Source organism: Rhodococcus sp. 2G (assembly GCF_001886355.1).
GTDB classification, from domain to species: Bacteria; Actinomycetota; Actinomycetes; order Mycobacteriales; family Mycobacteriaceae; genus Rhodococcus; species Rhodococcus pyridinivorans.
Genome location: NZ_CP018063.1, coordinates 4,025,655 through 4,044,994, shown reverse-complemented (window position 1 = coordinate 4,044,994; position 19,340 = coordinate 4,025,655). Strand labels below are relative to the sequence as shown.

At 67.5% G+C, this 19,340-nt stretch carries 17 protein-coding genes and 1 pseudogene; 8 read left to right on the top strand and 10 right to left on the bottom strand.

Going from position 1 to position 19,340, the window contains the following annotated elements:
• Positions 1–73 precede the first annotated feature (73 nt).
• From bfr to BO226_RS18965, 5 genes are all read right to left on the bottom strand, one after another.
• Positions 74–550, bottom strand: a complete 477-nt coding sequence (gene bfr / locus BO226_RS18985; protein WP_016693088.1) for a bacterioferritin — start codon at positions 548–550, stop codon at positions 74–76.
• 48 nt (positions 551–598) lie between these two features.
• Positions 599–796: a (2Fe-2S)-binding protein gene (locus tag BO226_RS18980; protein WP_019290600.1), complete on the bottom strand. Its 198-nt coding sequence runs from the start codon at positions 794–796 to the stop codon at positions 599–601.
• Positions 797–947: 151 nt separating this feature from the next.
• Positions 948–1,697: an AIM24 family protein gene (locus BO226_RS18975; protein WP_016693090.1), complete on the bottom strand. Its 750-nt coding sequence runs from the start codon at positions 1,695–1,697 to the stop codon at positions 948–950.
• Entirely contained in the window at positions 1,694–2,398 is a 705-nt protein-coding gene (locus BO226_RS18970) for an AIM24 family protein (RefSeq protein ID WP_019290601.1), read from the bottom strand. Before BO226_RS18970 ends, BO226_RS18975 begins: the two co-directional genes overlap by 4 nt.
• A gap of 6 nt (positions 2,399–2,404) precedes the next feature.
• A complete protein-coding gene (locus tag BO226_RS18965; protein WP_071935900.1) occupies positions 2,405–3,007 on the bottom strand; it encodes an AIM24 family protein in 603 nt (200 codons plus the stop codon).
• 50 nt (positions 3,008–3,057) lie between these two features.
• Between BO226_RS18965 and BO226_RS18960 the strand changes: the two are divergent.
• Positions 3,058–4,430, top strand: a pseudogene (locus BO226_RS18960) (ISL3 family transposase).
• Positions 4,431–4,579: 149 nt separating this feature from the next.
• On the opposite strand, the gene BO226_RS18955 reads toward BO226_RS18960, so the two are convergent.
• Genes BO226_RS18955 through BO226_RS18945 form a run of 3 tightly spaced genes read right to left on the bottom strand, consistent with a single transcriptional unit; the run spans position 4,580 to position 8,214 of the window.
• A complete protein-coding gene (locus tag BO226_RS18955; RefSeq protein WP_019290603.1) occupies positions 4,580–5,737 on the bottom strand; it encodes an acyl-CoA dehydrogenase family protein in 1,158 nt (385 codons plus the stop codon).
• A gap of 42 nt (positions 5,738–5,779) precedes the next feature.
• A complete protein-coding gene (locus BO226_RS18950; RefSeq protein ID WP_064256811.1) occupies positions 5,780–6,973 on the bottom strand; it encodes an acyl-CoA dehydrogenase family protein in 1,194 nt (397 codons plus the stop codon).
• Entirely contained in the window at positions 6,970–8,214 is a 1,245-nt protein-coding gene (locus BO226_RS18945) for a CoA transferase (protein ID WP_064256812.1), read from the bottom strand. The genes BO226_RS18950 and BO226_RS18945 overlap by 4 nt, the downstream gene beginning before the upstream one ends.
• Positions 8,215–8,518: 304 nt before the next feature.
• On the opposite strand from BO226_RS18945, the gene BO226_RS18940 reads away from it, so the two are divergent.
• The 4 genes from BO226_RS18940 to BO226_RS18925 all read left to right on the top strand — a co-directional run bounded on the left by BO226_RS18940 (position 8,519) and on the right by BO226_RS18925 (position 13,637).
• Positions 8,519–9,865, top strand: coding sequence for an MFS transporter (locus BO226_RS18940; RefSeq protein ID WP_024102418.1), 1,347 nt, complete (start codon positions 8,519–8,521; stop codon positions 9,863–9,865).
• 166 nt (positions 9,866–10,031) lie between these two features.
• Entirely contained in the window at positions 10,032–11,162 is a 1,131-nt protein-coding gene (locus BO226_RS18935; RefSeq protein ID WP_064256813.1) for a thiolase family protein, read from the top strand.
• 40 nt (positions 11,163–11,202) lie between these two features.
• A complete protein-coding gene (locus BO226_RS18930) occupies positions 11,203–11,967 on the top strand; it encodes an SDR family NAD(P)-dependent oxidoreductase (RefSeq protein ID WP_024102416.1) in 765 nt (254 codons plus the stop codon).
• 14 nt (positions 11,968–11,981) lie between these two features.
• Positions 11,982–13,637, top strand: a complete 1,656-nt coding sequence (locus tag BO226_RS18925; protein WP_064256842.1) for an AMP-binding protein — start codon at positions 11,982–11,984, stop codon at positions 13,635–13,637.
• Positions 13,638–13,763: 126 nt separating this feature from the next.
• Here BO226_RS18925 and BO226_RS18920 read toward each other — a convergent pair whose 3' ends face one another.
• The gene (locus BO226_RS18920) at positions 13,764–14,948 is read right to left on the bottom strand and encodes an acyl-CoA dehydrogenase family protein (protein ID WP_019290607.1); all 1,185 of its coding nucleotides are present in this window, start codon (positions 14,946–14,948) and stop codon (positions 13,764–13,766) included.
• A gap of 166 nt (positions 14,949–15,114) precedes the next feature.
• Between BO226_RS18920 and fabG the strand changes: the two genes are divergently transcribed.
• The 3 genes from fabG (at position 15,115) to BO226_RS18905 (ending at position 18,140) form a co-directional block, all read left to right on the top strand.
• Positions 15,115–15,855: a 3-oxoacyl-ACP reductase FabG gene (gene fabG / locus BO226_RS18915; RefSeq protein WP_064256814.1), complete on the top strand. Its 741-nt coding sequence runs from the start codon at positions 15,115–15,117 to the stop codon at positions 15,853–15,855.
• A 40-nt stretch (positions 15,856–15,895) separates the two neighbouring features.
• Positions 15,896–17,107, top strand: a complete 1,212-nt coding sequence (locus tag BO226_RS18910; RefSeq protein ID WP_006550728.1) for an acetyl-CoA C-acetyltransferase — start codon at positions 15,896–15,898, stop codon at positions 17,105–17,107.
• 172 nt (positions 17,108–17,279) lie between these two features.
• Positions 17,280–18,140: an endonuclease domain-containing protein gene (locus BO226_RS18905; RefSeq protein WP_064256815.1), complete on the top strand. Its 861-nt coding sequence runs from the start codon at positions 17,280–17,282 to the stop codon at positions 18,138–18,140.
• 77 nt (positions 18,141–18,217) lie between these two features.
• Here BO226_RS18905 and BO226_RS18900 read toward each other — a convergent pair whose 3' ends face one another.
• The gene (locus tag BO226_RS18900) at positions 18,218–19,318 is read right to left on the bottom strand and encodes a class I SAM-dependent methyltransferase (protein ID WP_082921073.1); all 1,101 of its coding nucleotides are present in this window, start codon (positions 19,316–19,318) and stop codon (positions 18,218–18,220) included.
• Positions 19,319–19,340 lie beyond the last annotated feature (22 nt).

Genomic DNA, 19,340 nt, shown 5'->3' with positions numbered 1-19,340 from the left:
GACAAGCTGGTGTGTCCCACAGCATAGAGAACGGGCCGCGGCGCAATGCCGCGGCCCGTTCTGCTGTGCCGGATTATTCCGGCGGAGAGATGTGCTGGGCGAGGTACAGCGGTTCGCCGAGCTGCTCGATCAGATCGAGCTGGGTTTCGAGATAGTCGATGTGTTCTTCCTCGTCGGCGAGGATCTCCTCGAAGATGTTGGCCGAGGTGATGTCGCTGACCGAGCGCATGTACTCGGCTCCCTTCCGGAGCCGGTCGCGGGCCTCGATCTCCACCTGCAGGTCGGCCTCGAGCATCTCCTTGACGGTCTGACCCAGACGCAACGCCCCGAGGCGCTGGTAGTTGGGGAGTCCGTCGAGATAGAGGATCCGATCGGTGAGTCTCTCGGCGTGACGCATCTCGTCGAACGACTCGTCACGAGTGTGCTTCGCGAGTTTCGCCCATCCGCGGTTGTCCTGCATCTTCGAATGCAGGAAGTACTGATTGATCGCGGTGAGCTCGGCGGTGAGTTGTTCGTTGAGCAACTCGATGACCTTCTTGTCGCCCTTCATGGCACCTCCCGGGGTGAACCATCAGGTTTACCGCCGGGTAGGGGCTGGCTACACGGCGGTCTCGAGTTCGATGGTCTCATTCCGCTCGCGAGCCTGCCGGATGATCGCGGAGATGTTCCGGACGCAGCTGCCACAATCGGTGCCGGCGCGGCACTTGGCGCTCACCTCGCGGGTACAGCGTGCTCCCGCAGCCACCTCTGCCTCGATGTGGTGGTGGGTAAGAGCGTGGCAACTGCAGACGATCATCAGAGCCACCTTTCTGCGACCGAGGGAACACTCACTTAGGTTGCCCAAACCTTACATCGGCTTAGGCTAGCCTAGCTTGTGATCGTAGTCACAGAAGGAGGGGGTCGGATCCGTGTTATGCCCAGGTCCGCCCCAGGGTGTGATACTGCAGCTACTGCTGTTGCAGGTGTTGCGAGACCACCTGGTTGATCCGGTGCAGACCGGGCGAGGTGAGGCCTGGGATCTGGTTCTCGATCGTGCGCACCAGCGACGAATCGTCGAGGACCTTCTCGCTCGACTGGATCAGGACGGTGCCGGCACCGGTGAAATCGAACTGCCGTTCCTCACCGGACTGCACACCGAAACGCCGCGCCCCGGCCGAGACGAATCCGGTGATCCACGATTCGTCGTAGTGATGGCTGGGGGACGGACAGTCGGCCCACCCGACGAGCGCCTCCGGGTCGACCCGCAGCGGCGGCTCGGCGAACATCACCGGCCCGTTCGACGACGCGAGGAAACGGCCCGTACCGATGAGGGTGAGGAAACCCGGGACGATCGACTGGTTGAGCGACAGGCCAGGTTCGAAGGCCAGCAGATTGGCCTGCCGGATCGTGAGGTTGCCGTCGTCGAGGTCGTACGAGTTGATGTCGTATCCGCGGTCGCCGATGATCAGCTTCCCGAAGCCTTCGGCCACGACGTAGTCGCCGAGATAGAGCGGAGCGGAGAACTGCTGGGCCACCATGTGCAGCAGGTGTCCTTGCAGCCCGTGGGTGAGTGCCGAGAACTGCACCTGACCGTAGTACGCGATCATCGCGCCCTTCGACAGGAACCAGGGCGTCTGCAGGTCGATGCAGTAGGCGTAGGGGTTGCCCGGCACGTTGTCGCTGCCGCCGAAGCTCGACGGGTTCAGAACGGTACTCACAGCTTCTCCTCCGATGCCTGCACGTAGACGATGCCCTGTCCGCTGCACTCGAGTTGCATGGCCTCCCCACCGGTGCGACCGACGTTCCGCCAGCTCATCGACGACTTCAGTTCGGTGCGGACCGGGCCGTAGGACGCCACGAACGCCTGCGGGTCGACGACCACGGGCGTCGGACCACCCACCTGAAGCTCGAACACGCCGCCATGGGCGAGCAGCACCGCCGCGCCCTGGCCGATCAGCTGGGTGGTGAACATGCCGGTGCCGGTCATCGCTCCGGTGGCGGCGCCGCGCAGCGCCCCGAGCAGACCCCCGCCGCCACCGCCCCCACCGGAGGCGGCGGCCACCGAGACGACCGTGGACTGCAGACCGGTGGTGTGGGCGAGCAGGCGCGACGCTTCCGCCCGCAGCTCACCGCCCGCGGACATGTCGACGATGTGCGTCTCGAGACCGCGGAAGCCGTAGTGCACGACACCGTCGCCCTGCGCGAGCATCGTGGCCTCGTGCTCACCCTGCAGCATGCGTCCCGCCATACCGGCGAGACCACCGAGACCCGGAGCGCCCCCGACGCCACCGGGAACACCGTGGGGGGAGAACCGGACGTTGCCGGTGTAGAACAGCATCGCGCCGCGGCGGGCCACGACGGGACCGGACTGCCGCAGGTCGACGCGCACGACCTTGCCGTTGATCTTCGTGAAGCTCATCTGTTCCTACCGTTCCGCCGGCTGGATGGAGACCACGCCCACGCCGACCCACTCGAGGGAGAACGCCTCGCCGCTGCCCTGACCGATGGCCGAGCGCCACGACACGTCGGTGACGAACGACTGCGTGAGCTGCCCCTTCGCGCACACGAAGGCGTCGGGATCGACGACGAGGGGATACTGCGGCGACACCTCGAGATGGATGAGCGGGCCCCCGGCGGAGAGCAGCGCGACCTGCCCGGTCCCCGTCACCGTCGTGGTGAACAGACCCTGACCGCTCATGCCGCCGCGCAGACCCGCGAACGTCACGTTCGTGTTCAGATTCCCGCTCAGCGCCAGCAGCTGCTCGGACTCGACCTGCAGCGTCTCGTTGTTCAGCTCCAGCACCGTGACGTCCTGCGCCTGGTGCGCGAAGTAGACGACGCCCGTGCCGCTGCACTCCATGAGCGAGAGCCCCTCACCCGTCGCGCGCTGCCGCAGCCCGGAGAGAACACCCTCGCCACCACCGAAACCGGCGGACTTGAAACCGACCTGGCCCTCGTACGCCACCATCGACCCCGACAGGGCCCGGACGGACGAATTGTGGCTCTTCGCACTTCGTAGGGGCGTGATGTTGTCCGACCCCGTGCCGTGTCGGTGATTGAAAAAGGGCCCGCGCCCTTGTGAGCTGGGTGTTCTTCAGGCAACCAGACCAGCAAGGAACGCGGGCATGCTCCACAGTAGTGGTTCACTGCTGCTCGATCTCGACGGCGTCGTCGTCGAATCGGTGCGGCGCCTCGACGACGGCAGCCGGATCGTCCGGCTCGGCACCGACCCCCGGTGGGTCGGGGTGTGCCCGCAGTGCGGGCAGAAATCGACACGGTCGAAGGGCTGGGTGACCACCCGTCCCCGCGACGTGCAGGTCGGCCCCGACCGCCCCCGACTCGAATGGGACAAGCGGAAGTGGTTGTGCACCAACACCTCATGCGATCGGAAGGTGTTCACCGAGTCCGTGCCCGGCATCCCTCCCCGCAGCAGGGTCACCCCGCGGGCGAAGACGATGATGGCCGCGGCCGTCCTCGACGACGACCGCTCGGTGGCCGCCGTCGCCGCCGAGTACCGGTGCGGCTGGCACACCGTCCACGATCGGGTCGTCACCGTCGCCGACACCGTCCTCGACGACGAGCCCGGGCCGGTGACCGTCCTCGGTATCGACGAGACCCGCCGCGGCAAGGCGAAGTGGGAGACCGACCCGGTCACCGGAACCCGGCGGTGGGTGGACCGGTGGGACACCGGCCTGGTCGACATCGGCGGCGATCAGGGCCTGCTCGCCCAGGTCAACGGCCGCAGCGCGGCGACGGTGATCGACTGGCTCGACGCACGCGACGAGCAGTGGCGACGGCAGATCACCCACATCACTATCGACCTGTCGTCGGTCTACGCCAAGGCGGTACGTGAGGCGCTGCCGCACGCCGAATTGGTGGTCGACCGGTTCCACCTGGTCAAGAAGGCCAACGAAGTCGTCGATGCGGTGCGCCGGCGGGTCACCCAGACCCACCGCGGTCGGCGCGGCCGCAAGTCCGATGTCGAATGGATCAACCGTCGCCGGCTGCTGCGCGGCGCCGAGACTCTCACCGCCGAGCAGCGCACCGAGCTGTTCACCAAGCTGCTCGCCGCCGACCCCAGCGAGGAGATCGCCGCCGCCTGGATCGCCAAGGAGCTGCTGCGGGACCTGCTCGCGTGCACCGCCCGCGGCGGGCTGCGGCACGAGATCCGGGCCGCGTTGTATCGGTTCTACAAGTTCTGTGCGGCCTGCTCGGTGCCCGAGGTCACCGCGCTGGCCCGCACCGTCGAGACCTGGCAGGACCCCATCGTCCGGGCCATCCAGACGGGCCTGTCCAACGCGCGCAGCGAGGGCTACAACCGAATCGTCAAGCACGTCGGGCGGATCGCATTCGGATTCCGCAACCCCGACAACCAGCGACGCAGGGTACGGTGGGCCTGCACCCGCCGCTCCCGGCGGAGCACACCCAGTCGGCGTCAATGCCACTGCTAACTGCGAAGAGCCCGAATTGTTCAGGTGGGCTTCGATCACCCTCTTGGTCTTCACGACTAGCCGCATGGCGGGAAACGATAGTCGGAAACGACTTCGGTGGAGTGAACCCCCGGTAGCGGGGCCCACTCCACCGAAGAACTACAGAAGACCTACAGTCCCAGATCCTTGGCGATGATCGTCTTCATGACCTCGTTGGTGCCGCCGTAGATGCGGGTCACGCGGGTGTCGGCGTAGAGGCGGGCGATGGGGTACTCGGTGATGTAGCCGTAGCCGCCGTGCAGCTGCAGGCACTTGTCGATGATGCGGCCGGCGGCCTCCGTCGCGAACAGCTTCGCGCGGGCGGCGTCGGGCACCGTCAGTTCGTCGCGGTCGTTGAGCTCGATCGCGTTGTCGACCATGATCTGCATGGCCTGCAGTTCGGTCGAGCACTCGGCGAGCACGAACTTGGTGTTCTGGAAGGACGCGACCGGCTTGCCGAAGACCTTGCGGTCCTTGGTGTATGCGATGGCGTGCTGGATCGCCGCGGCCGCGGTGGCGGCAGCACCGAACGCGATGGTGAGACGCTCCTGCGCGAGGTTCTGCGTCAGGTACGAGAACGCCTCGCCCTCCTTGCCGAGCAGATCGGCGACCGGCACCTTCACGTCGTCGAACGACAGCTCGGCGGTGTCCGAGGTCTTGAGACCGATCTTGTGGAGCTTCCGTCCGACCGCGAAGCCCTCGCTCTTGGTGTCCACCACCAGGATCGACAGGCCACCGCGACGGTCCTCGGGGTTGTACGGCGAGGTGCGGCCCACGACGAGAATGCGGTCGGCGAGAGCACCGCCGGTGATGAACGTCTTCGCGCCGTTGAGGACGTAGTGGCTGCCGTCCTCCGAGAGCTTCGCGGTGGTCGCGATGTTGGCGAGGTCGGAACCGGTGCCCGGCTCGGTCATCGCGATGGCGAACATCAGCTCACCCGAGGCGAACCCGGGGAGCCAGCGCTGCTTCTGCTCCTCGGTGGCGTTCTGCATGATGTACGGCAGGATCAGGTTCGAGTGCACCGACGACGAACCGAACGACACACCGGCCGCCGACGCCTCCTCGGCGAGGATCACGTTGAACTTCAGCGACGTCTCGCCGCCTCCGCCGTACTCCTCGGGAACCTGGATGCCGAGGAGCCCGAGTTCGCCCATGCGGCTGTAGAACTCGCGCGGAGGATGGCCGGTCTCTTCCCACTCGGGGTAGACGGGCACGACCTCCTTCGCGATGAAGTCGCGGACGGTCTGCCGGAACGCCTCGTGATCCTCGTTGTACAGCGTGCGCTTCACGCGTTGTCCTTCCAGGGATGGATGTGATTGTGGGGGAGCACCTTACAGTGCGTAGCTGCGCAGCACGCCCTTGCTGATGATCGTCTTCTGGATCTCACTGGTGCCCTCGCCGATGAGCAGGAAGGGAGCCTCGCGCATGAGGCGCTCGATCTCGTACTCCTTCGAGTAGCCGTAGCCGCCGTGGATGCGAAAGCCGGCCTGGGTGACCTCGGAGCAGTACTCGCTGGTGAGGTACTTGGCCATACCGGCGGCGACGTCGTTGCGCTCACCCGAGTCCTTCAGACGCGCGGCGTTGACCATCATCAGGTGGGCGGCCTCGACCTTGGTGGCCATCTCCGCGAGGGAGAACGAGATCGCCTGGTGCTGGGCGATGGGCTTGCCGAAGGTGGTGCGCTGCTGGGCGTAGCGGGCGGCGAGCTCGAAGGCGCGGATCGCGACACCGCACGCGCGGGCCGAGACGTTGACACGGCCGACCTCGACACCGTCCATCATCTGGAAGAAGCCCTTGCCGGGCTCCCCACCGAGGATCGAATCGGCCGAGGCCTTGTAGTTGTCGAAGACGAGCTCGGTGGTGTCGATGCCCTTGTACCCCATCTTGTCGATCTTGCCGGGGATGGTGACACCCGGGACGACCTCACCGAAGCCGGCAGGCTTCTCGACCAGGAAGGTGGTCAGGTTCTTGTGGGGCTTGTCGGAGCCTTCCTCGGTCTTGACCAGGACGGCGACGAGGGTGGAGCTGCCGCCGTTGGTCAGCCACATCTTCTGGCCGTTGATGACGTAGTTGCCGTCGGCGTCGCGCTCGGCCTTGGTGCGGATGGCGGCGACGTCGGAGCCGAGTTCGGGCTCGGACATCGAGAACGCGCCGCGGACCTCGCCGGTGGCCATGCGGGGCAGGTAGTACTGCTTCTGCTCTTCGGTGCCGTGCTGGCGGATCATGTACGCGACGATGAAGTGCGTGTTGATGACGCCGGAGACGCTCATCCAGCCGCGGGCGAGTTCCTCGACGCACAGCGCGTAGGTCAGCAGCGACTCGCCGAGCCCGCCGTACTCCTCGGGGATCATCAGCCCGAACAGGCCCATCTCGCGCATCTGGTCGACGATGGCCTGCGGGTAGGTGTCCGAGTGCTCGAGTTCCTGAGCGTTCGGGATGATCTCGCGATCGACGAAGGTGCGGACCGTGTCGAGGATCTCGGACTGGAATTCCGTCAGACCGAGGGTCTGGGCGAGGCGGGTCATGCGTGCTCTTTCCGGGAGATGCGGATGGTGCCGGATGCTGCGAGGGCGTCGATCTCGTCGTCGGTCAGCCCGAGATGTTCGGTGAGCACCTCGGCGGTGTCGTCGCCGTTGGCCGGCGCGGGGCGGACCTCGGGGTACCGGCCGTCGAAGGACATCGGGGTGCTCGGGGCGTGGTAGCTGCCGATGCGCGGCTGGTCGAGCTTGTGGAACATCGGGTTGTCGGTCACGCGCGGGTCGGCGGCGAGTTCGGCGAACGTGCGGTAGCGCTCGTGCAGGACCGAGGTGCCGCCCAGCGCCGTCTCGACCTCGTCGGCGGTGTGGCGCGAGAACCAGGCGCCGAACAGGCTGTTGAGCACGTGGCGGTGCTCGAACCGGGTGCCCTCGTCGCGGAAGTCGACGTCCAGGGCGGATTCGAGTGCGGCCACGGCCTCGGCGGTGCCGGTGAGCTCGGTGAGATCGCGGAAGTGGCGCGGCGTGAGCGCGACGAGCATGAAGCGTGCGCCGTCGCTGGTGGCGAAGTCGGCGCCGTAGGTGCCGTAGACGGAGTTGCCGACCTTCTCCCGGACGGGGCGGCCGAGCTGGGCCTCGGCGATGTAGCCGAGATTGCCGACGGTCGCGAACGCGACGTCCTCGAGCGGGAGAACGACTCTCGTTCCGGCGCCGGTGATCTCGCGACGGTAGACGGCCGAGGCAACCGACAGGGCCGCGTACAGGCCGCACGAGACGTCCCAGGCGGGCAGCACGTGGTTGACCGGAGTCGAGACGTTCTCGGCACCGGTGACCTGCGGGAAACCGGCGGCGGCGTTGACGGTGTAGTCGACGGCGCCGGTGCCGTCGGCGCGACCGAGGACCTGCACGTGGATCAGGTCGGGGCGGATCGCGGCGAGTTCGTCGTAGTCGAGCCACGAGCGACCGGCGGCGTTGGTGACCAGCACGCCGGCATCGATGATCAGGTCGCGGATCAGGTTCTGTGCCTCCGGGCTACGGAAATCCGCTGCAAGCGATCGCTTGCCCTTGTTCAGGCCGGCCCAGTAGATCGACTCGTTGCCGTCGGTGACCGGCCAGCGGCGGTAGTCGGCAGCGCCGCCGATCGGGTCGACCCGGATCACGTCGGCGCCGAGCGCGGCCAGGGTCATGCCGCACAGGGGTGCGGCCACGAAGCTGGACACCTCGACCACGCGCACTCCCGCGAGGGGTGCAGTGGACGAGGGCAGCTCGTCGGTGGAAGCGGTGGAGTTCATGCTGGGCTCGCTCGTCCTCGTCGCAGATTGTTTCGGGCACAGTCAGCATGCCCAGGTTTTGCCGCCCGGAACAGCACCGATCGGCTATCGCTCGGTTAGCGCAGACCAATACTCGATGCGGCCTGAATCCGCCGTGTGATGAGTCATAGGTTTCAGTGATCGATTCGTTCGCCTCCCGCTCTTTGCTTCAGGTGACATGGCTCACGTTCAATACATGCAGACGCCAGGCGTGACGTTCTTCCGACAGCGACATACCGATCGTTCGTAAGTCGGCCATCCCGCTCGAGTTCTGAAGGGACTCCCAGTGACCACAGGCGAAATCGCGCACGACAAGTCGGCAGCCGCCGGCGGGCCCGGTCGGCCGACGACCGGCTCGACACCTCTCGTGACCCCCGGCCGCGCGTGGAGCATGACCGGCCTGGTCATCTTCCTCTACGTCGTCAACTACGCCGACAAGGCCGTCCTCGGCATCATCGCCCAGCCTCTGGCGCGTGAGCTCGGCATGAGCTCCTCCCAGATCGGCCTGGTCGGGTCGCTGTTCTTCGTCACATTCACCGTCGGCGGTTTCTTCGCCGGGCCGTTGAACAAGTACATGACCCTCCGCTGGGCCCTGCTGGCCCTCGGCCTGACCTGGTCGCTCGTCATGCTGCCGCTGGTCGTCGGTGCGAGTTTCGCGATGCTGGTCGTCACCCGCATGCTGCTCGGTCTCGCCGAAGGACCGAGCTCGGCGCTCATGCACACCGCCGCGTACTCGTGGCACCCGCCGGCCAAGCGTGGCCTGCCCGGCGCCTTCCTGGCCGGTTCCGCCTCGGTCGCCAAGATCGCCCTCGCTCCCGTCCTGACCTTCATCACCGTCGAATGGGGATGGCGTGCCGCGCTGATCTCGCTGTCGATCCTCGGTGCGATCTGGATGGGCTGCTGGCTCCTCGGCTGGAAGGAAGGCCCCTACACGACCCGGGCCGTCAAGGGCGCCGAGACCGCCGCTTCCGCCGCGCAGACCGAACCGTCCGTGCCGTGGCGCAAGATCTTCCTCACTCGCACCTTCATCAGCTGCGCGATCCTGATCATGGTCGTCTACGCGCTCACCACCGTCGTCCTGACCTGGCTGCCGTCCTACTTCGAGGTCGGTCTCGGCTACAGCGCTCTGCAGGCCGGCTCGATGTTCGCCCTGCCGTCCATCATCGGTCTGTTCCTCATGATCAGCTCGGGCACGGTCACCGACCGCCTCAGCGCCAAGGGTTACCGCTCGCGGGTCGTCCGCATCATCGTGCCCGCCGTCGGTGTGCTCATCTGCGGTGCCATCCTGGTCTTCCTCCCGTCCATCGGTACGCCGGCTCTGGCCGTCGCGGTCGTCTCCATCGGCTACGGCTTCGGCGCCATCGCGTTCCCGCTGATCAACGCCGCGATCTCCGAGTTGTGCCCGCCGCAGCAGACCGCCGGCACGATGGGCGTCTTCCTCGCGCTGATGGCGGTCGGCGGTCTCGTTGCCCCCTACGGCACGGGTGTCCTCGTCGACAACGCCGCCACCGCGGCGGAGGGCTATGCAACGGCCTTCCAGGTCATCGGTGCACTCGGTGCGCTCGCCGCGATCCTGGTGCTCTTCCTGGCCGACCCGGAGCGCGACCGCAAGATCATCCGGGCAGCCGCCTGACCTGTTCGGCATAGCTTCCGCCTAACGGAAGCTTCCGCCGAAAGACTTACCCCTACCGGCCGGGTGCATGGTCTCCTCGAATGTGAGGACCACCACCCGGCCGGTCGTCTTTTCCCACCACGGTTGCCCGGCAACCGTGTCCCGCAACAGCAAAGGACCGATTCGCATGCGCGATGCCGTGATCGTCGACGCCGTCCGTTCCCCCATCGGACGTCGCGGTGGTGCACTGTCCGAGATCCACCCCGTCAACCTGTCCGCCCACGTGCTGACCGCACTGGCGGAGCGGACCGGCCTCGATCCCGCCACGATCGACGACGTCCAGTGGGGTTGTGTGAGCCAGGTCGGCGACCAGGCCGGAATCGTCTCGCGCAGCGCCGTGTTCGCGGCCGGATGGCCGGTCACCGTACCCGCCACCACCATCAACCGGGCGTGCGGATCGAGCCAGCAGGCCGTGTCCTTCGCCGCCGCGACCGTCATCTCCGGCCAGAACGACGTCGTGATCGCCGGTGGTGTCGAGTCCATGAGCCGTGTGCCGATGGGCAGCGCCGGCAAGGACGGTCAGCACTTCCCGCAGAACGTGCTCGACCGCTTCGAGGTCGGCGGCTTCAGCCAGGGCATCGGCGCCGAGATGATCGCCGAGAAGTGGGGTTTCTCCCGCACGCAGCTCGACGAATTCTCGCTGCGCTCGCACGAACTGTCCGCAGCCGCCACCGACGCGGGCGCCTTCACCGGCCAGATCGCCGTGGTCGGCGAGTTCACCACCGACGAGGGCATCCGCCGCGGCGGCACCGTCGAGTCGCTTGCCAAGCTCGAGACCGTCTTCAAGGAGGACGGCGTGATCCACGCCGGCAACTCCTCGCAGATCTCCGACGGTGCCGGCGCCCTGCTCATCACCACCAGCGAATACGCCGCGGCGCAGGGCTGGACCCCGCTCGCACGCATCCACACCGCCGTCGTCGCCGCCGACGACCCGGTCGTCATGCTCACCGGCCCCATCCCCGCCACCGAGAAGGCCATCGAGCGTTCCGGTCTGTCCATCGACGACATCGGCGCCTTCGAGATCAACGAGGCCTTCGCACCGGTGCCGCTGGCATGGCAGGTCGAGATCGGCGCGAAGCCCGACCGCCTCAACCCGCTCGGCGGCGCGATCGGTGTCGGCCATCCCCTCGGGGGCTCCGGCGCGATTCTCATGACCCGCCTCGTGCACCACATGCGCGACAACGGCATCCGCTACGGCCTGCAGTCGATGTGCGAGGCCGGCGGCATGGCCAACGCCACCATCCTCGAACTGCTCTGATCTCACGTCACCCAGCTGCTACGAATCCGAAGGAAACACTATGGAACTCAAGGGTCTGTCCGTTGCCGTCACCGGCGGAGCGTCCGGTCTCGGTCTCGCCACGGCACGTCGCGTCCTGGCCGCCGGCGGCAACGTCACCCTCATCGACCTGCCCGGCTCGAACGGTGAGGAGATCGCCAAGGAGCTCGGCGACGGCGCCGTCTTCGCCCCCGGCGACGTGACCGATTCGGAGCAGTTCGCTGCGGCTCTCGACGTCGCGCACGAGCGCGGCGGCCTGCGCGGTGTCGTGCACTGCGCCGGCGCCGGACGCAAGATGCGCATCCTCGACAAGGAGGGCAAGGCCGGTTCGCTCGAGGACTTCGAGTTCGTGATCCGCCTCAACCTCATCGGCTCGTTCAACGCGCTGCGCCTCGGCGCCGAGCGCATGGCCGAACTCGACCTCATCGAGGACGAGCGTGGCGCCGTCGTCATGACGGCCTCCGTCGCGGCCTTCGAGGGCCAGATCGGCCAGATCAACTACTCGGCGTCCAAGGCCGGCATCGTCGGCATGACGATCGTCGCCGCACGCGACCTCGCCAGCAAGGGCATCCGCGTCAACACCATCGCCCCCGGCATCATGGACACCCCGCTGCTCGCCCGCCTGCGCGAGGACGTCCGCAAGTCGCTCGAAGCGACCGTGCCCAACCCGTCGCGTCTGGGCCGGCCCGACGAGTTCGGGCAGCTGGCCACGAACATCCTCGAGAACGGCTACATCAACGGCGAGACCATTCGCCTCGACGGCGCCATCCGTATGGCACCGCGGTGAACCGGGCGTCGACCATGACCTCGGCTTCCGACCTCGCACAGCGCAGGCTGTCGTACCCGGCGACGACGATGGCGGTGTGGGCACCGAGCCTCGCCGCCGTCTACGGCGACCGTCCCGCGGTGATCGACGGCGACCGGGTGCTCACCTACAACGACCTCGACGCACGCTCGGCGCAGTTCGCCGGCGTGCTGCACGAGGCCGGGGTGCGGGCCCGCGACGTGGTGCTCCTGCACCTCGGTAACTGCGTCGAGTTCCACATCGCCTACTACGGTGCGCTCCGCGTCGGAGCGGCGGTCACGCTCGTGAATCCGCTGCAGCCCGAACCGGGTCTGCGCCGGCAGATCGAGGAGACTTCCGCAGCCGCGGCGGTCACCGGTTCCGCACAGGCCGACACCCTGTTCCGGGCTGCGTCCGGAACGAGTGTCCGGTTGATCGCGGTCGTCTCCGACGAAGCGGTCATCGCGCCGGGTGCCGTGCGCTTCGGCGATGCGCTCGAAGGACGTCCGCAGACCTTCGAACCGGTCGTCACCAGTCCGGACGATATCGCGCACATCGCGTACACCGGTGGCACGACCGGCATTTCGAAGGGCGTGCGCGTCCTGCACCGCAACGTCGTCGGCAACGTCACGCAGATGTGTGCGTGGCGCGCCGGGCACCAGCTGGTCGCCGGTGTCGACGGGCGCATCTCGCTCGAACCGATCGGCGACCTGAAAATCGCCGGTGCGGTCCCGGGTCAGGGTTCGACGATCGTGGTGTCGCCGCTGTTCCACGCGCACGCGCTGATCAACACGTCGTTCCTTCTCGCGTGCGGCCTGACCCAGGTCCTCGCGGGTCGCTTCGATCCGGCCCGGATGCTCGAGCTGATCGAACGGTACGAGGCCGGCTACATCACCGGCAGCCCGGCGATGTGGCACGCCCTCGCTACGCATCCCGACGTCGAGACCCGCGACCTGTCCACCGTGCGGGTCGTCTCGTCCGGTGCCGCTCCGATCGACCACGTGACCCTCGGGAACCTCGAGCGTGCGTTCCCCAACGCACGTATCGCGGAGGGTTACGGGCTCACCGAGGGCACCTGCGTCGTCACGGCGATGCCGCTCGTCGTCGACTCGGAGTACCGCCTCGGAAGCGTCGGCCTCCCGGTCTTCGACACCGAACTCGAGATCCGCTCGCAGATCGATCCGACCGTCGTCCTCCCCGACGGAGAGCTCGGCGAACTGTGGATCCGCGGACCGCAGGTCACCGACGGATATCTCGGACACCCCGAGATCACCGCGGAACAGTACGTCGACGGCTGGCTCGCCACCGGCGACATCGCCTACCGCGATGCCGACGGATTCGTGTACATCGCCGACCGGGCGAAGGACATGTTGATCTACAAGGGCTACAACGTGTATCCGCGTGAACTCGAAGAGATCCTGGTGACCCACCCGAAGGTGTCCACTGCGGCGGTCGTCGGGCGGGAGGCAGGCGCGATCGGTCAGGAGCCGGTAGCCTTCGTCGTCCCCGTCGACGGCGAGAAGCCCGCCGCGGAGGAGCTGAAGGCGTACGTCGCCGAACAGGTCTTGCCGTACAAGAAGATCCGTGAAGTGGTGGTGGTCGACGCATTGCCGACCTCCGCCGCGGGCAAGATCCTCAAGACCGATCTGCGATCGCGACTGACGGTCTCCTGACCCCGCACACGAGAAACCCCCGGCATCCGATGCCGGGGGTTTCTTCGTATGCGGTGGAAGGTGATTCGCAAGAATCGGTTCGGGCGCGGTTCCGGACGTACCTGTTCCGGAACCGCGCCCCGAAGGTCAGGAGTTCTTCTGTTGCTCCTGCTTGACGAGTCCACCGCCGATGATCAGACGCTGGATCTCGCTGGTGCCCTCGTACAGGCGCAGCAGACGCACGTCGCGGTAGATCCGCTCGACCGGCACCTCGCGCATATAGCCGGTGCCACCGTGGATCTGGACGGCGAGATCGGCGACCTTGCCGACCATCTCGGTGCAGAACAGCTTCGCGACCGACGGTGCGATGCGGCGGTCGGTCTCCTCGACCCACGCCTTCGCGGCGTCGCGGACGAGGGCGCGGCCGGCCATCACACCGGTCTGCTGGTCGGCGATCATCGCCTGCACGAGCTGGAAGTTTCCGATGGGGTTGCCGCCCTGCGTGGCGGTCGCGGCGTAGGCGACAGACTCGTCGAGTGCGCGCTGGGCCTGGCCGACCGACAGTGCGGCGATGTGCACGCGACCGCGGGCGAGCGAGACCATGGCGGCCTTGTAGCCGACGTCCTCGCTGCCGCCGACGAGCGCGGAGTTCGGCACACGCACGTCGTCGAAGTGCACGTCGGCGGTCCAGGCGCCCTCCTGGCCCATCTTGGCGTCCTTGTTGCCCACCGTCAGGCCGGGGGTGTCGGCGGGGACGAGGAAGACCGCGATTCCGGTGCCGTTCCCGTCTGCCGGACGGGTGCGGGCGAACACGACGAACAGGTTCGCCAGCGGCGCGTTGGTGATGAAGCGCTTCTCGCCGGTGATCACCCAGTCGTCACCGGCGCGCACGGCCTTGGTGCGCAGACCCGACGGGTTCGAGCCGGCGCCCGGCTCGGTGAGGGCGAAGGATGCGACGACCTCGCCGGAGGCGATGCCCTCGAGCCACTGCTGCTTCTGCTCGTCGGTGCCGAAGTTGACGAGCACCTGGCCGGCGATGCCGTTGTTGGTGCCGAACATCGAGCGCAGCGACAGGGTCGTGTAACCCAGCTCCATCGCGAGTTCCGCGTCCTGCTGCAGATTCAGGCCGAGGCCGCCCCACTCCTGCGGGATGGCGTATCCGAACAGGCCCATGTCCTTCGCGGCCTGGCGGATGTCCTCGGGAATCGCATTGGTCTCGGCGATCTCCTGCTCGCGCGGCACGACCACGTTGCGCACGAACGCGCGGGTCTGCGCGAGGATCTCGCGGAAGTCGTCCTCGTCGACCTCGGGGGCCGGGATGGAGAGTGTCATGTCTACAACCTTCGTGCGGCCGCGGGGAGGTGTCCAATACGAATGGCGCCATTCCCGTATAGGCATTGTCGATGGATGAGAGCCGTTCTACCGGCCGGTTCGCCGTTATATTCGGAGCATCGACTTGTCTGGGGGCCGTCCCGAGCCCCGCCGAAAGGAATCGTAGATGTCTCTGTTGGAGAACCGCACTGCCGTGATCACCGGTGGCGCTCAGGGAATCGGCTTCGCCATCGCGCAGGAGTTCGTCGACGCCGGCGCCCGCGTCGTGATCGGCGACCTCGATCTCGATGCCGCCACCGCCGCCGCCGAGAAGCTCGGAGGGCGCGACGTGGCCCGGGCCGTGCGCGCCAACGTCGTCGAGTCCGCCGACTGGGACACCCTCCTCGCCGAGGCCGTCGACAGTTTCGGTTCGCTCGACGTGGTGGTCAACAACGCCGGTATCACCCGCGACGCGACGATGCGCACGATGACCGAAGAGGACTTCGACCTCGTCATCTCGGTGCACCTCAAGGGCACCTGGCACGGCACCCGCAAGGCCGCCGCGATCATGCGTGAGGCCAAGCGCGGCGCGATCGTCAACATCTCGTCGCTGTCCGGCAAGGTCGGCATGGTCGGCCAGACCAACTACTCCGCCGCCAAGGCGGGCATCGTCGGCCTCACCAAGGCCGCCGCCAAGGAGATGGCGCACCACGGCGTCCGCGTCAACGCGATCCAGCCCGGCCTGATCCGTTCGGCGATGACCGAGGCCATGCCGCAGAAGGCATGGGACCGGAAGATGGCCGAGATCCCCATGGGCCGCGCCGGCGAGGTCGACGAGATCGCCTCCGTCGCACTGTTCCTCGCGTCCGACATGTCCTCCTACATGACCGGCACCGTCCTCGAGGTCACCGGCGGCCGCTTCATGTGACGGTCCGCCCGTCACCTCACTCTCTTCCCGAAAGGTCATCATGCGCGAAGTAGTCATCTGCGAGCCGGTCCGTACCCCGATCGGCCGCTACGGCGGAATGTTCAAGTCCCTCACCGCAGTCGATCTCGGTGTCGCGGCACTGAAGGGTCTGCTCGAGCGCACCGGTGTTGCGCCCGAACAGGTTCAGGACGTCATCCTCGGCCACTGCAACGGCAACAGTGAGGCCCCGGCCATCGGCCGCGTCGTCGCTCTCGACGCCGGTCTGCCGATCACGGTGCCCGGCATGCACATCGACCGTCGCTGCGGTTCGGGCCTGCAGGCCGTCATCCAGGCCGCCTTCCAGGTCGGTAACGGCGACCACGATCTCGTCGTCGCCGGTGGCACCGAGTCGATGAGCAACGCGGCGTTCTACTCCACCGATATCCGCTGGGGCGGCGCCCGCACCGGTGTGCAGATGCACGACGGGCTGGTCCGAGCCCGCTCGACCGCCGGTGGCCGTTTCTACCCGGTGCCCGGCGGCATGATCGAGACCGCGGAGAACCTGCGTCGGGAGTACTCGATCTCCCGCGACGAGCAGGACGAGCTGGCCCTGAACTCGCACCTGCGTGCAGTCCACGCCCAGAAGAACGGGATCCTCGCCGAGGAGATCATCCCAGTCACGGTGAGCAGCCGTAAGGGCGACGAGGTCATCGACACCGACGAGCACCCGCGTCCCGACATCAGCCTGGAGACCCTCGCCAAGCTGAAGCCGATCATGGGCAAGCAGGACCCCGAGGCCACCGTCACCGCCGGCAACGCCAGCGGCCAGAACGACGCCGCGTCCATGGCCATCGTCACCACCCCGGAGAAGGCCGCCGAGCTGGGCCTGACCCCGCTGGTGCGGTTCGTCTCGTGGGGCGTCGCCGGTGTCCAACCCAAGGTCATGGGCATCGGCCCCGTGCCGGCCACCGAGGTCGCCCTCGCCAAGGCGGGCATCACCCTCGCCGACGTCGACATCATCGAGCTCAACGAGGCGTTCGCCGCGCAGGCCCTCGCGGTGACCCGCGAATGGAAGTTCGGCAAGGCCGACTTCGAGCGCACCAACGTCCACGGCTCGGGCATCTCGCTCGGCCACCCGGTCGGCGCGACCGGCGGACGCATGCTCGCCACCCTCGCCCGCGAGCTGCACCGTCGCGAGGCCCGCTACGGCCTCGAGACCATGTGCATCGGCGGCGGCCAGGGCTTGGCAGCGATCTTCGAGCGCGTCGCGTAAGCAGACAGCTCCCGGTTCGGGGAGGTTGTGTTCGGTTTTCTCGAAAAGCCCGGACACAACCTCCCCGAACTTCTTTCGTCGCAGGTGACCGGGCTGGGGATGACGCCGGGTTGTCCACAACCGGGCCTCGACGCGGCGTCAGGAGGCGCGTCGCGCCCGGCATGCTCGGCGCGTGATCGACTTCGACGAACCGTTCTCGGGACGCGCGGCACTCGCTGCCGGCGTCGTCACGCGGCATCGGCTCGCACGCGACTTCGTCCACCTCCACTGCGACGTCTACATCCGACGAGGGATCCCGGCCACCCCGCTGCTGCGTGCGAAGGCGGCATGGTTGTGGTCGCAGGGCCGCGGCGTCCTCGCGGGAGTGTCCGCCGCTGCCGTGCACGGCACTCGATGGCTCGGCCCGGATGCGGCGGCCGAACTCGTCCGCTCCGATCACGTCCGGTCGGCGCCGGGCATCTCGGTCCGACGCACCCCGAAGCTCGACACCTGCGTGGTCGACGGGATGTTCGCGACCACACCGGCGCAGACGGCCTTCGATCTCGCCCGACGAATGCCGTTCGATCGGGCCGTCGAAACGATCGACGCGCTCTGCAACGCGACCGGCCTGAAGGTGCCTGAGATCGAGGAACTCGCGACGAGGAGCAAAGGCGCACACGGTATCGGTGCCGTGCCGCGGGTGCTCGCCCTCGTCGACGGTGGGGCTGCGTCACCGCCCGAGACCCACACGCGTCTGCTCCTCGTCCGTGCCGGTCTCCCACCGCCGGAGACCCAGATCGAGATCTTCGACGGCGAGGTGTTCGTGGCGCGAGCCGACATGGGATGGAAGCAGTGGCGGGTGCTCGTGGAGTACGACGGCGTGCAGCACTGGACCGACCCCACTCAGCGCACCCGCGACATCGATCGGTACGCGGTGCTGCCCGAACTGGGGTGGACGGTCATCCGGGTCGGCGCCGACCTCCTCTACCGGCGGCCCGAAGTCTTCGTCGAACGGGTGCGGCGTGCTCTGGGAGCGGCCGGTGCGCCCGTCTGAGCAGAACTTCGGGGAGGTTGTGTGCGTGTTCTTCGAGAAACCCGAACACAACCTCCCCGAACTTTCGACGGGCAACGCTATTCGGTGCGGAGGAGGTAGAAGCGGAAGAAGCCGAAGTCCTCGATGGGGAGCACGTCGACCTCGGTGAAACCGGCATCGAGGGCATAGCGGCGCAGGGTCGCGGGACGCATGACGGTGCCCGTCGCGGCGCTCGGTGTGTGGCTCATACCGTCAGGGAGGCAGATGGTGAGGCTGTAGCCGTACATGAGCCGTTCGACGTCGTCGCCGGGCGCGGTGAAGGTGTCGGCGACCGCTTCGTCCATGACGATCATGAACCCGCCGGGTGCGAGCGACCGCCGTACGGCAGCCAACACTTCGACCGGTCGGGGCATGTCGTGGACGCACTCGAATGCGAAGGCCGCCTGGAAGTTTTCATCGGGCAGTTCGGACGCGTCGCACTGCGTGAACGTGACGCGTTGCACCACATCGGCATTCTCCGCGAGGTTCGACCGGGCCATCTCCACCGACGGGGCGTCGATGTCGAAGCCGTGAACCTTCGCATCCGGATAGGTGCGCGCGATCGTGATCGTCGACCATCCCCCGCCGCAGCCGATGTCGGCGATCCGCGCGCCCGGCTGCCCGAGCACCCGGTCGACCTCCGGTACCGACCGCAGAGCATCGGGCAGCGCCTTCTCGAACAGCGGCCTGTTCGCGTCGGCCTGCGACTCGCACACGTCGCGGCCGAACTGGCTCCAACTCACGCCGCCACCGTTGCGGTACGCCTCGAGCAGACCGGGAAGCTGCATCGTCGCGCCGACGATCATCCGGGCGAGCGGCGCCATGTACGCCAGGCTGTGCGGATCGGTGAGTACCTCGCGACCGGCCGCAGACAGCGTGAAGCGTGGGGGATCGCCGTCGTCGACGTCGAGCAGACCGGTCAGAGCCTGCTGCTCGAGCCACTCGCGGGTGTACCGCGGGTGGGTTCCGGTGCGTTCGGCCAGTTCGCCGGCCGTCGCAGGTCCGTCGTCGGCGAGGCTTCGGTACCAGCCGAGACGGTCGCCGATCAGGATCGTGAGGGTGTCCATGGTGCCGAGGACGGAATCGAGGACGCGCTGCGCGTACGCGTCGACGGAATCGGGGTGGACGGAGGAAGTCGTCGAGGTGGACATACGGATCATCTCCCGAGGAGAAGTGGATGTC

What these genes read in the sequence shown, in the direction of transcription:
- bfr (WP_016693088.1), bottom strand. Translation starts at nt 550, where the DNA reads ATGAAGGGCGACAAGAAGGTCATCGAGTTGCTCAACGAACAACTCACC.
- BO226_RS18925 (WP_064256842.1), top strand. Translation starts at nt 11,982, where the DNA reads ATGACCTCGGCTTCCGACCTCGCACAGCGCAGGCTGTCGTACCCGGCG.
- BO226_RS18910 (WP_006550728.1), top strand. Translation starts at nt 15,896, where the DNA reads ATGCGCGAAGTAGTCATCTGCGAGCCGGTCCGTACCCCGATCGGCCGC.
- BO226_RS18930 (WP_024102416.1), top strand. Translation starts at nt 11,203, where the DNA reads ATGGAACTCAAGGGTCTGTCCGTTGCCGTCACCGGCGGAGCGTCCGGT.
- BO226_RS18970 (WP_019290601.1), bottom strand. Translation starts at nt 2,398, where the DNA reads ATGAGCTTCACGAAGATCAACGGCAAGGTCGTGCGCGTCGACCTGCGG.
- BO226_RS18920 (WP_019290607.1), bottom strand. Translation starts at nt 14,948, where the DNA reads ATGACACTCTCCATCCCGGCCCCCGAGGTCGACGAGGACGACTTCCGC.
- BO226_RS18945 (WP_064256812.1), bottom strand. Translation starts at nt 8,214, where the DNA reads ATGAACTCCACCGCTTCCACCGACGAGCTGCCCTCGTCCACTGCACCC.
- BO226_RS18950 (WP_064256811.1), bottom strand. Translation starts at nt 6,973, where the DNA reads ATGACCCGCCTCGCCCAGACCCTCGGTCTGACGGAATTCCAGTCCGAG.
- BO226_RS18935 (WP_064256813.1), top strand. Translation starts at nt 10,032, where the DNA reads ATGCGCGATGCCGTGATCGTCGACGCCGTCCGTTCCCCCATCGGACGT.
- BO226_RS18900 (WP_082921073.1), bottom strand. Translation starts at nt 19,318, where the DNA reads ATGATCCGTATGTCCACCTCGACGACTTCCTCCGTCCACCCCGATTCC.
- fabG (WP_064256814.1), top strand. Translation starts at nt 15,115, where the DNA reads ATGTCTCTGTTGGAGAACCGCACTGCCGTGATCACCGGTGGCGCTCAG.
- BO226_RS18980 (WP_019290600.1), bottom strand. Translation starts at nt 796, where the DNA reads ATGATCGTCTGCAGTTGCCACGCTCTTACCCACCACCACATCGAGGCA.